The following is an 11,349-nucleotide window of genomic DNA, read 5'->3' on the forward strand; positions in this document are numbered from 1 at the left end:
GTTGCCGCACTTCCAGCCTAGGAGCCGTACCGCTGCCGATTGTGCAGCGGCCGGTGTGAGGATGGTCGCAGTTCGGCGCATCACATCCTGGCTTTGGTCCTCGCCGTCGCCCGGGCACTCCACGGATCCTGGGGCCACGGATGCTTGGGGTACCGGCCGCGCATTTCCGCCCGCACCTGCGCGTACGGACCGGACCAGAAGGACGCCAGGTCATCGGTGACGGCCAACGGCCGGCCGGCCGGAGAGAGCAGGTGGAACAGTACCGGCACCCTCCCCTGCACCAGCCTTGGGGTTTCCGCCCAGCCGAAGCACTCCTGCAGCTTCACGGCGACCACGGGCCGCCCGTCGCCGTATTCGGGGTAGTCAATCCGCACCCGCGAACCGCTCGGGACCTCCAGCCGTTCCGGGACCAGTTCCGGCAGCCGGGAGGCCTCCGGCCAGGGCAGCAGCCGGCGCAGCGGGTCATTCAGGTCGATTCCGGAAACGGCGGCGCCACCGGCCAGTAGTTCAAGCTCCGGAGCCAGCCAGTCCTCCAGCCGGGCCAGCAAGGCCTGATCGGACACATCGGGCCACGGCTCCCCCAGTTCGCGGTGCAGCAGGGCCAGGCGGCGGCGCAGCGTGTCGGCGGCGGCAGAGAAACCCAGGATGCCCAGTCCCTGCCGGGCCAGCGCTGCGGCCACGGCGTGCCGGCCTTCCGCTGCGGCGGGGCGCACGGGTGTGGAGGAAAGCACAATGGCTCCAAGCCGGTACTCCCGCCGCGCCGCCACTTTGCCGCCGCGCAGTTCCGCGGTCAGTGTCTCTTCCAGCAGGGGCCCCGAGGCTGCCTCCGCCGACTCCCGGCCCAGCGGCGCTGCCGCGCGGATCACGGCGCCCGTGCCGGCGGCATCGCGGCCTTCCGCACGGGCCACATCGGCCACGGCAATCCACTCCTGGCCGGTCAGCGGACTGCCCGCAGGCAACCCGGCCCGGGTGCCCGAGGCCAGCAGGTACCGTTCGGGACCCGCACCCGGAACCCGGCGGGCGATCCGTTCCGGGAAGGCCAACGCGACGGTGAAGCCCACGGCATCGGCAGCGGGCACAGGCTCGTTCCCGCCGGCCGGCAGCCGGGCCCCTTCGCGGCGGACCAGCTGTTCCAGCCGACGGACATCCTCGGCCCAGCGCCGCTCCCCCGGAATTCCGCCCGTGCGCAGGGTGCCCAGCAGCCGGGTCAAATCAGCGCCCGGGGCACGCAAGTCACCGGAAACCGCCGCCACCGTTTCGGCAGCCGTCCGGGCACCCGCCCTCCCTGCGCCGTCGAGGAGGGCCCGGGCCAGCCGGGGATCTGCCGGAACCCGGGCCAGGACCTTACCCATGGAGGTGGCGTGTCCCCCGCCATCCACCGCACCCAGTGTCTTCAGCGTCGCCATGGCTTCCTGCATCGCAGCCTGCGGCGGCGCATCCGGCAGGGCCAGTCCGACGCCGCCCGGAGCGCCCCAGCAGGCCAGCAACAGGGCCGCAGCGGTCAGGTCGGCAACAGCTATCTCGGGCGTCTGGTGCGCCGGCGCCGCACCGTAGGCGCGGTCGTCGTAGCAGCGCACCACCCGGCCAGGCCCCTGCCGGGCCGCCCGGCCGGCCCGTTGTTCGGCGGAGGCACGGGAGCAGGAAACGGTGACCAGGCCGCTCATGCCGCGGGCCGCGTCCCGGCGTGGTTCACGTGCCAGGCCGGAGTCGACCACCAGCCGGACACCGGGCACCGTCAGCGAGGACTCCGCCAGCGACGTCGAGACGATAATCCTCGCCGGCTCCCCGGGTCCGCGGCCGGAGACCGCACGGTCCTGCTCCGCCGCGCCGATGGAGCCGTGCAGCTCCAGCACCTCGGTGCCGCGGCCGGCCCGGGAGCGCAGCCGGGACGCCACATGCGCCACCTCACGGGCCCCCGGTACGAAGACCAGGGCATCCACCTGGGGGTCCGCCGCCACGGCCTCGGCGTGGGCCCGGGCTGCGGTATCCGCTACGTGGTCCAGGAAGGAGCGCGTGATGCCGCGTTCGTCCAGCCTCGGCGCCGCCGCAGGCTGCCACGAGACCGCCAGCGGATACAGTGCCGACGGGCAGCCGATCACAGGAGCCGGATCGCCGCCGTCGCCGCCGATCAACGCGGCAAAGCGCTGCGCGTCGAGGGTGGCGGACATGGCGATGAGCGTCAGGTCGTCGCGGAGCTGGCGCACCTCGGTGAGCATGCCCATCAGCAGATCGGTTTCCAGCCCGCGTTCATGCACTTCGTCGAGGATCACCGCCGCTGCGCTTTCGAGTCCGGGATCGGCCAGGAGCCGGCGCAGCAGGATTCCCGGCGTCACGAATTCAACCATGGTGCCGGCGCCGGTACGGCTTTCCCCTCTAACGGTGTAGCCCACCCGCTCCCCCACAGCGGAGCCGTCCAGGGCGGCAAGCCGGCGGGCGGCGGACCGTGCGGCCACCCGCCGCGGCTGGGTGACGATGACCTTTCCCCGGCGGCCGGCGGCAGCCACGATGTTGGCCGCAAGGGGCGGAACCATAGTGGTCTTGCCGGTGCCCGGCGGCGCCTGGACGACGGCGGTTCCCGCCCCCTTCGCCAAAACCTCCGCGAGGGCAGGCAGGGACTGCATAAACACCAGGTTGGCCCCGACTGCGGGCAGGTCAAAGGGAGAACTCACCCTTCCATTCTGCCGCGCCAGCGGATCAGGTCCGTGCCGGGCGTTGCAGGAGCTCGCTTTTTCGCGCTCCGCTGACCCCCAACCGCGCTCATAGACCGGATTGGAGCGAAGCAGCGGAGTAAAATGGAAAGCAGTGGCCACGCTCGCAGGTGCGGCCCGTCCCATCCGGCTGGTTCCGGGTGGCCGGTTGCCGGCTAAGGACGCAGAGCATTGGTCCTCCATTTTCGTCAGGAGGCAGCAGATTGCCATTCTCCGAAGGCCAGGTCCTGGTCCATCCGCACCACGGCCCCGCCGTCGTAATGTCCTATCAGACCCATCCCCGCATGCAGAAGGACTGCATTGTCCTTCAGGTGCAGTCATCGCACCTTTTGGTCTGGGTACCCGTCGACCAGATGGCCCGTGTGGGCCTGCGGCCCGTCCTTGACCGCCCCGGCTTGGAGACTTTGTTTGCCGTGCTCCGCGCACCGGCGGACCACGAGGACCCGCAGTGGTCCCGGCGCTACAAGGAAAACAGCGAGAAACTCGCAACCGGTGATCCAATGGTGATTGCCGCCGTCGTCCGCAACCTGATGCTGCGCGACGCCGCGCGCGGACTGTCCCAGGCCGAACGCGAAATGCTGCGCCATGCGCGCCGGCCCCTGCTGACCGAGATCTCCCTGGCGCTGGGAATTTCCGAGGAAGACGCCGGCGTGCGGCTCGACGCCGTGTGGTCGCCGTCCGGCGCTGCGGCCTGAGCAGCGGGCCGCACCGGGCAATACAGGCAACACCGGGTAACAGTGGACGGAGTACCGTTGCGCTCCATGTATAGTCAAACCTTCAACCATTACCTATGACGGAGGTTTGCTGCGCATGAGCGACGGCACTATCCAATCCACCAGTGCGCTCGACGCTGCAGCACTGGACTCACTTTTCCGTGACGCCCGCACCGTGGCCGAATTCAGCGGCGAAGCGGTTACCGACGAGCAGCTCGCCGCCATCTACGAGCTGACGAAGATGGGCCCCACGGCCATGAACATCCAGCCCCTGCGCATCACCTGGGTCCGTACACCGCAGGCCCGGCAGCGGCTGGTGGAGCACATGGCGGACGGCAATAAGGCCAAGACCGCCGCAGCTCCGATGACTGCCGTGCTCAGCTTTGACCGTCAGTGGCACGAGCACTTTGCCGCCATTTTCCCTCCGGCCCCGGCCCAGGGCGCGGTCTTTGCCGCGAACCCTGACCTCAGCGCCGTAATGGGCAACAACAACGCCCACCTGCAGGCGGGCTACTTCCTGCTCGCAGTCCGTGCGCTCGGCCTGGCCGCCGGGCCGATGGGCGGTTTTGACGCCGCTGCCCTGGATGCTGACCTGCACGCCGGGATGGACCGCCAGTCCATCCTTGTGGTCAACATCGGTGTTCCGGCCGCAACTGAACCCCGGTACCCGCGCCTGCCGCGCCTGGACTACGCGACGGCTGTCACCGAGCTGTAGTTTCCGCGGACTCCCGGCAACCGGAGCCAAGCAAAAAGGGCGGGCACCAAACGGTGCCCGCCCTTTTTGCTGCTAACTGCTAGGAAGCCAGCGCAGCGATCTTCATGCCGTGCATATTGACCAGCAGGTCGCGTGCGGACTCGACCTGGCGGCGCGTTTCGGCGTCGTCCCAGCCGAGCTGCGGGGCCAGCAGGCCGGCCATCTCGTTGAGCATTTCCTCGGACACCAGTCCGCGGAAGGCCAGCGAGGTGCGGCGGATCAGGACGTCGGCCAGGCGGGTGATCTGCTCGTTCTGCACCATGTACTCGAGTTCGCGGGTGCTCAGCTCGTTGGTGGAGGCCAGCAGCTGGTCGGTGCCCTTGGCCAGGAAGGCCATCACGTCGGTGGCGCGGGTGCCGTAACGGGTCAGCAGGACGCGGACGCGGTCACGGTCGGCAACCTCGTTGGCGGTGCGGTTGATCCACAGGCGCTCTTCAGCCTCGGTGCGCGGGAAGTCCTTGCCGCCGCCGATCTGAAGACCCGCCGTCGTCGTCTTCCGCGGCATGCCGAGGGCCGTCATGGCCTCGGTGGCGAGGTTCTCGGACAGTGCGCGGAAGGTGGTCCACTTGCCGCCAACCAGCGAAAGGCTGGTGACATTCTTGCCGGCACGCTTGTCCGTGCGCTTCTCGATCCGGTAGTCGCGGGACACGAAGCCGGGCTGCGTGTCGTCGTGCTTCGGGAGCGGGCGAACGCCGGAGAAGGTGTACACAATGTGGTCGCGGCGCACGTCAACGGTCGGGAATACGTGGGCGATGAGCTCGAAGAAGTACTCGATCTCCTCGTCGGTGCATACCGAGGCTTCGCGGATGTCGGCGTCGATGTCCGTGGTGCCCACCAGGACGCGGTCGCCCATCGGGTAGATGAGGACAATGCGGCCGTCAGTGTGCTCGAAGAACATTTCGCGGCCGTTGCATGCTGCGAGCAGCTCCGGGTGGTCCAGCACGATGTGCGAGCCCTTGGTGCCGCCCATGAAAGAGGTGCGCTTGCCGAAGGAATCGTTGGTCTCGTCGACCCAGGCGCCGGTGGCGTTGATGACGACGTCGGCGTCGAACACGAATTCTTCACCGGTCAGCTCGTCGCGCAGCAGCGTACCGGCGTCGGTGGTGCCCACGGCGCTGACGTAGTTGCTGGCGCGGGACTGCTTGTTGGCTTCCAGGCCGTCGCGCAGCACGTCCAGGGTCAGGCGCTCCGGGTTGTGCACGGAAGCGTCGAAGTAAGTGGCGGTGTACTTAACGTCCGGGCGCAGCAGGGGCAGTTCCTGCAGGGACTTCTTCTTGCCGACAAAGTTGTGCTTGGGAGCCACGCGGCCGCCGCGGGAGAAGAAGTCATACATCATCAGGCCGGCCTTGATCAGCAGCGCGCCGCGCTCGTTCGGCTTGCCCGGCTTGTGCGTCAGGAAGCGCATCGGTGCAGCAGTGATGCCCGAGAACGTGCTGGTGATCGGGATGGTGGTCTGCAGCGGCTTGACGTAGTGCGGGGCCAGGTTCAGCAGCGCATTGCGCTCCACGACCGACTCGTGCACTAGGCGGAACTCGCCGTTTTCCAGGTAGCGGATGCCGCCGTGGATCATGTGGGAGGACGCACCCGAGGCGCCCTGGCAGTAGTCGCCGCGCTCCACGAGGGCTACGTCCACGCCCTGCAGTGACAGGTCGCGGAATGTGCCGACGCCGTTGATGCCGCCGCCGATGATCAGTACCGAAGCCCGGGGCCGGTCCTTCAGCTGCTTCACCACCGGACGGGTGGCGGTCTTGTCCTTGCTGGGGTTCACGGAATTGTCCACGTATATCTCCAAACGCTTCTGTGGCTGCATTGCCATATCCCACAATGTTCGAAGCCGCCGGCACGCCCAATCGAGTCAATGAACAAACGTGCACCCTGCGATAATGGTTTTATGGTCAACAAAGCGGTGCGGACGGACAACTTGTGAACATTGGTCTCACTCCCGGGCTTCCGGAGCACATTGGACCCGGAGCGTCGGAGAAAGACGGGCGGGACAGGGACGCCCTCCGGGCGGCGCAGATGTACTACCTGCAGAACCTGACCATGGAGGCGATTGCACGCGAGCTGCGGATCTCCCGGTCCACGGTTTCCCGGCTGCTCTCCCATGCACGCAGCACCGGGCTGGTGCGGATAGAGATCCGCAGCCCCTCGGACCGGGCGCCGGCACTGGAACGGCAGATCAGTTCCCGGTTCGGGATCCAGGCCAACGTAGTACCGGTGACCGAAAGCGTCTCCCCCGCCCAGGTGCTGCAGCGGGTGGCCGTGCAGGCCGCGCACATGATCGGTCCGCTTATTGATTCGGACGCCATTGTGGGTGTGGCCTGGGGATCAACGCTGACGGCGGTCAGCCAGCACCTCCCGATGAAGAACACCCATGACAGCACAATTGTGCAGATGAACGGTGCCGGAAACTTCCGCACCTCGGGCATCACTTACGCCAGCGAAATCCTGCAGCGCTTCGGCCACGCCTACGGGGCCCGCGTGGTGCAGTTCCCGGTGCCGGCATTCTTTGACCACGCCGGCACGAAGGAAGCCATGTGGCGGGAGCGGCCCGTCAAGCGGGTCCTGGACCTGCAGGCACGGATGAACACGGCCATCTTCGGCGTCGGGTCGATGGAAGCCGGCGTGCCCAGCCACGTCTACAACGGTGCCTACCTGGACGAGGAGGACGTCAATGACCTGCTGGCCGAAGGCGTAGTGGGCGACGTCGCCACTATGTTCTACCGTGCCGACGGCACCTGGGACGGCATCCGGCTAAATGACCGCAGCACCGGCCCGGACCTGGCCACGCTCCGGCAGGTGCCCCGGCGGATCTGCGTAGTGGCAGGGGAAACCAAAACCACCAGCCTGCTGGGCGCGCTGCGTGCGGGACTGGTCACGGACCTGATCCTGGACGAGAACTCCGCCCGCCGGCTGGCCGCCACCGAATAGTCCGGGCGGGCGCTACCGGGCGCGCCCGGAATGCGGGACACTCCTGCCATGGGAAGAGCTCCTGCGCCGGCCGGTGCCGGCCGCGTGGCTGCGCTGCTCCGGGCTGCAGGCTGTGTTTACGCCGAGGAAGAGGCCGCGCTGCTGCTGGCCGAGGCGGCGGACGACGCCGGACTGGAACGGATGGTTGCCGAGCGTGCCGCCGGGCGGCCGCTGGAGTATGTGCTGGGCTGGGCTCAGTTCTGCGGCCTGCGCCTGAACGTCGGCGATGGAGTGTTCGTTCCGCGCCGCCGCACCGAATTCCTGGCCCGGCTGGCGGTGACCGAACTGGTGGAGCGGCCGCGCGCCGTCGTCGTTGACCTGTGCTGCGGTGCCGGCCCGGTCAGTGCCGTGATTGCCCACCGGGCTGACCCAAACAAGATTTTCGCCGTGGACATCGATGCAGCCGCGGTGGCCTGCGCACAGCGCAACCTGGACGCGCGTGTCACGGTGCTGCAGGGGAACCTCTTCGACGCCCTGCCCGGCGGGCTGCGGGGGCGGGTGGACCTGGTGGTGGCCAACGCTCCCTATGTGCCAACGGGGCAGCTCGCGATGCTTCCGCCCGAAGCACGGCTCCACGAGCCGGAAGTGACGCACGACGGCGGCCCGGACGGGCTGGCGGTCCTGTCCCGGATCGCTGCGCAGGCACCGGCATGGCTGGCGCCGTCGGGCGTGCTGCTGGTGGAATGCGCCGCCGGCCAGGTCAAAGGCCTCAGGCACAGCTTTGCCGCGGCCGGGTTGGTTCCCGCGGTGCGGCGGCGCCGGGCCATGGATGCCACGGTGCTGCGCGGTTCGGTACTGGGCGGTTCGGTACTGGGCGGTTCGGTACTGGGCGGTTCGGTACTGGGCGGTTCGGTGCTGGGCGGTTCGGCGGAATTCCGGCCCTAGGGCTCCAGCATCGCCACGGAACGGTTCCACAAGCCCAGGGCCAGCGCGGCGTCGCCGGCCTGCTTGTTCGGGCGAGCCACCTTGCAGCGTTCAAAGTAACGGCCGGTGGGATAGTCCTCCCCCGGTGTGCCTTCGGCCAGGAAGAGCAAGGTGCGGGCTCCCTTTTCCGGGGTGGGCAACAGGCGGCGTACAAAGGGAGCCTGGTAGAGCGAACGCATGGCAGAGCCCTCGGAGCTGGAGAAGCTGGAGCCGATCACGCCGGGATGGAAGGCCGTGGAAGTGGCGCCGTGCGAGCGGTACCGGCGGTCGAATTCCTCCGTGAAGAGGATTTGCTCCAACTTCGTGTCGCCGTAGGCCTTGCGCGGGTTGTAGTTCTTTTCCTCTTCAAGGTCCTCAAGGTCCACGTGCCCGAAGATCCGGTTGGCCACGCTGGAGGTGTTGATGACCGTGCCCTGGGAGGCAATGATCCGGTCGGTAAGTAACCGGGTGAGCAGGAACGGCGCCAGGTAGTTCACCTGGAACGTCATCTCATGCCCGTCGCCGGTGACCTGCCGTTCCTTGCCGAAAATGGCTCCGGCATTGTTCGCCAGCACGTCAATGCGGCTGTAACGCTGCAGGAGTTCCGAGGCGAGGTTCCGCACGCTGTCCAACTCCGCGAAGTCGGCCAGGCAGTACTCGCCGCCGGTCTGCCCGGCCACTGCAGCAGTCTTCTCCCGGGACCTCCCGACCACCACCACATGGTGGCCCTTCTTCGCCAGCTGCTTGGCCGCGGCGGCACCGATCCCGTCGCTGGCGCCGGTGATCACAATGGTCTTGGGAGCCACGGAAGCCTGCCTTCGTTATGGCCCCCGGATGCGGCAGCCGTCCGCATCACACACTAGTACCGAATCTGCCGGCCTCGACAGCGGTCGGCACTGGCGGCCCGGCGTCCCCACGCCCGTGCTGCCTTGACGTGAGCAGATTTTCCCACGCTCTGGGGCACCTGGGGCTGGTGTTTCCCCACAAGGCACACGAGTCACACTCCGTGGGATGTTCTGCAGGTTTAGCCGGGTTCCGGCCCGGAAAGCTTCCCGCTCAGGAAATCCCAGGGCAATTACCCCTGCAGGCGCAGCAGCTTGTCCGGGTTGCGGACGGCGAAGACGGCCTGCACCCGGCCGTCTCCGGACAGCCCCAGCTGGAAAACCGTGGTGACCGCGCCCGCCTCCCGGAAAGCGACGGCGGGCAGCCCGTTGAGTTCGACGAACTCCGGCACTGCTCCGGCCCCGTACTTGCCGGCCAGACCGAGCATAAGCCGCGCCACCTTCTCCGGGCCGTGGACCGGCCGCAGCGCCGCGCTGGCCTTGCCGCCGCCGTCGGACACCAACACCACCTCCGGAGCCAGCAGGTCCAGCAGGGACTGGACCTTCCCGGTCATGGCGGCTGCGAGGAACCGTTGGACGGCGGCGCGGTGCTCACCGGTATCCGGAGCCGTCCGGGGCGTGCCGGACCGGAGCCGGACACGTGCCCGGTGGACCATCTGCCGCGCCGCGGGTTCGCCGGCGTCCAGGGCTGCGGCAATTTCCGGATAACCGAAGTCAAAGACGTCGTGGAGCAGGAACGCAGCCCGCTCCGGGCCGGTCAGGGCCTGCAGCACCACCAGCATGGCAGTGGACACCTCGCCGGCGGTGAGCGCCGCGGCTTCCGGGTCCGACGCCAGCGCGTCCGGGCCGGTGCGCAAAGGTTCGGGCAGCCATTCGCCCGGATACTCCTCGCGCCGCCTGCTGGCTGCGCGGAGCGAATTCAGTGCCTGCCGGGTGGCTATCCGCGCCAGGTAGGCCCGCGGATTAGCCACTGGTTCAGGCACCGCCCGCCAGCGCAAATAGGATTCCTGCACCACGTCCTCGGCATCGGCCACGGTCCCCAGGATGTCGTAGGCAATCGTGAACACCAGCGCACGGTGGTTCAGGAACTGGGAGTTCCGCTCCGGGAGACCGCTGCTCAGCCCTGCGTCTGGGCCTGCACCGCCGGCGCCGAGGGCTGCATCTTCGGACCGGTTGGCCATGTGTATGCTCCGCTTCGTTTAGCTTCGCCGCGGATCCACCGAAGCGTCATGCGGCATATTATTTCCTTCTGGACCGCCGCCGTCCTGCCGGACAGGTGCAGGCGGGCCGGCGAATCGTCCGCAGCCACAAACTGGACCACTCCGTCGCTGCGGCCCAGGCTAACGCAGACGCCGCGGAACCCGCTGTCGTGACGCGCACCCGCGGCGCCGTCCAGGGAACGCAGGATGTTGCCGGCGGCGCCGGCCCCCATGGGCATCGCCGCGGCACAGCACATCCGCAAATAGGCGTACTCCGGCCGGTCAATCACCGCAGCATCGCCGGCGCCGTAGATCCTCCCGTGCCCGGGCACCTGCAGGGTCGGATCCACGCGCAGCCTGCCCTCTCCGTTCACCGGCAACCCGCTCACCGCTGCCAGCGGCGGTGCGGCAAACCCGGCACACCACAGCACGACGCCGGCGCCCAGGTGACGGCGGACGTCGCCGTCGGGCGGAACGGGACTGCCGGTATGCAGCTGCACCCCGGCCCGGCGGAGCCGCTGTTCCAGCGCCCGGCGGCCCTGCTCCCCGAACCGTGGTGCTATCGGTCCCGCACTGTAGAGTGCCACACGCAGCTGCGGGAAGGCGCGGGCGGTTTCCGCGGCCGTCTCGACGGCGGTCAATCCGCCGCCCACCACGGCCACCCCCGCGCCCGGCGCCAGGGCTGCCAGTTCCCGGCGGGCCGCCGCCGCGTCGGATAGCCGGTCCACTGCCAATGCCCCGGCAGGTACCGTCGAGTGTCCGGATCCCACGGCGTACACCAAGTAGTCCCAGGGCATTGTCCGGCCGTCTGCCAGCAGCACGGTCCGGTAGCCGTCGTTGATGCGTTTTGCGCTGCCGTGCACCAGCCGGACCGCCGGGTGCAGCAGCGACTCGAAGGCCGCAGTGGGGTCCTCACGGCTTCCGCCCGCATATTCGTGCAGCCGGATCCGCTCCACGAACCGCCGCCGGGGATTGACCAGCTGGACCGCCAGGCCCGGACGCTGCGCGGCAGCGAGCCGGTTGGCGGCCATCACCCCCGCGTATCCTCCGCCCACAATCAGTGCTGTGCTGCCCATGGCTTGCTCCTTACCTTGTCCCTCCGTACCGGCGGCTGCCGGCCCGAACATAGGACACCGGCCGGACCGGTTCTGTGACCGGCCGGCAGGAACGGATCTGCAGGAACGGCTGCGGCTCCCCCGCATTAAACGGCAGGGCCCGCCACCGTTGGTGGCGGGCCCTGCCTCAACCGTTGCCGGCTGC

9 protein-coding genes are annotated in these 11,349 nt (G+C 68.7%); 4 read left to right on the top strand and 5 right to left on the bottom strand.

What is annotated here, in order from left to right:
- Positions 1–80 precede the first annotated feature (80 nt).
- Positions 81–2,621: an ATP-dependent helicase HrpB gene (hrpB, locus tag LJ754_RS09735; protein WP_227926599.1), complete on the bottom strand. Its 2,541-nt coding sequence runs from the start codon at positions 2,619–2,621 to the stop codon at positions 81–83.
- Positions 2,622–2,911: 290 nt separating this feature from the next.
- On the opposite strand from hrpB, the gene LJ754_RS09740 reads away from it, so the two are divergent.
- Together LJ754_RS09740 and LJ754_RS09745 are read left to right on the top strand one after the other, a co-directional pair.
- Complete coding sequence (locus LJ754_RS09740; RefSeq protein ID WP_227926402.1) at positions 2,912–3,403, top strand: CarD family transcriptional regulator; 492 nt, start codon at positions 2,912–2,914, stop codon at positions 3,401–3,403.
- A gap of 115 nt (positions 3,404–3,518) precedes the next feature.
- Complete coding sequence (locus LJ754_RS09745) at positions 3,519–4,136, top strand: malonic semialdehyde reductase (RefSeq protein WP_227911187.1); 618 nt, start codon at positions 3,519–3,521, stop codon at positions 4,134–4,136.
- 79 nt (positions 4,137–4,215) lie between these two features.
- On the opposite strand, the gene LJ754_RS09750 is transcribed toward LJ754_RS09745, so the two are convergent.
- Positions 4,216–5,991: a glycerol-3-phosphate dehydrogenase/oxidase gene (locus tag LJ754_RS09750; RefSeq protein WP_227911186.1), complete on the bottom strand. Its 1,776-nt coding sequence runs from the start codon at positions 5,989–5,991 to the stop codon at positions 4,216–4,218.
- Between the two features lie 113 nt (positions 5,992–6,104).
- On the opposite strand from LJ754_RS09750, the gene LJ754_RS09755 reads away from it, so the two are divergent.
- Together LJ754_RS09755 and LJ754_RS09760 are read left to right on the top strand one after the other, a co-directional pair.
- On the top strand, positions 6,105–7,106 hold the full coding sequence (locus LJ754_RS09755; RefSeq protein WP_442860126.1) for a sugar-binding transcriptional regulator: 1,002 nt from the start codon (positions 6,105–6,107) through the stop codon (positions 7,104–7,106).
- Positions 7,107–7,154: 48 nt separating this feature from the next.
- Positions 7,155–8,030, top strand: coding sequence for a putative protein N(5)-glutamine methyltransferase (locus LJ754_RS09760; RefSeq protein ID WP_227926403.1), 876 nt, complete (start codon positions 7,155–7,157; stop codon positions 8,028–8,030).
- On the opposite strand, the gene LJ754_RS09765 is transcribed toward LJ754_RS09760, so the two are convergent.
- From LJ754_RS09765 to LJ754_RS09775, 3 genes are all read right to left on the bottom strand, one after another.
- Positions 8,027–8,854, bottom strand: coding sequence for an SDR family NAD(P)-dependent oxidoreductase (locus LJ754_RS09765; RefSeq protein WP_227911183.1), 828 nt, complete (start codon positions 8,852–8,854; stop codon positions 8,027–8,029). The genes LJ754_RS09760 and LJ754_RS09765 overlap by 4 nt on opposite strands.
- Positions 8,855–9,123: 269 nt before the next feature.
- The gene (gene sigJ, locus LJ754_RS09770; protein WP_227926404.1) at positions 9,124–10,071 is read right to left on the bottom strand and encodes an RNA polymerase sigma factor SigJ; all 948 of its coding nucleotides are present in this window, start codon (positions 10,069–10,071) and stop codon (positions 9,124–9,126) included.
- Positions 10,008–11,165: an NAD(P)/FAD-dependent oxidoreductase gene (locus LJ754_RS09775; RefSeq protein ID WP_227926405.1), complete on the bottom strand. Its 1,158-nt coding sequence runs from the start codon at positions 11,163–11,165 to the stop codon at positions 10,008–10,010. The genes sigJ and LJ754_RS09775 overlap by 64 nt, the downstream gene beginning before the upstream one ends.
- Positions 11,166–11,349: the final 184 nt, after the last annotated feature.

Origin of the sequence: Arthrobacter sp. zg-Y40, from assembly GCF_020731535.1 — a bacterium.
Taxonomy (GTDB): Bacteria; Actinomycetota; Actinomycetes; order Actinomycetales; family Micrococcaceae; genus Arthrobacter_B.

What these genes read in the sequence shown, in the direction of transcription:
- LJ754_RS09750 (WP_227911186.1), bottom strand. Translation starts at nt 5,991, where the DNA reads ATGGCAATGCAGCCACAGAAGCGTTTGGAGATATACGTGGACAATTCC.
- LJ754_RS09745 (WP_227911187.1), top strand. Translation starts at nt 3,519, where the DNA reads ATGAGCGACGGCACTATCCAATCCACCAGTGCGCTCGACGCTGCAGCA.
- LJ754_RS09775 (WP_227926405.1), bottom strand. Translation starts at nt 11,165, where the DNA reads ATGGGCAGCACAGCACTGATTGTGGGCGGAGGATACGCGGGGGTGATG.
- hrpB (WP_227926599.1), bottom strand. Translation starts at nt 2,621, where the DNA reads ATGCAGTCCCTGCCTGCCCTCGCGGAGGTTTTGGCGAAGGGGGCGGGA.
- sigJ (WP_227926404.1), bottom strand. Translation starts at nt 10,071, where the DNA reads ATGGCCAACCGGTCCGAAGATGCAGCCCTCGGCGCCGGCGGTGCAGGC.
- LJ754_RS09760 (WP_227926403.1), top strand. Translation starts at nt 7,155, where the DNA reads ATGGGAAGAGCTCCTGCGCCGGCCGGTGCCGGCCGCGTGGCTGCGCTG.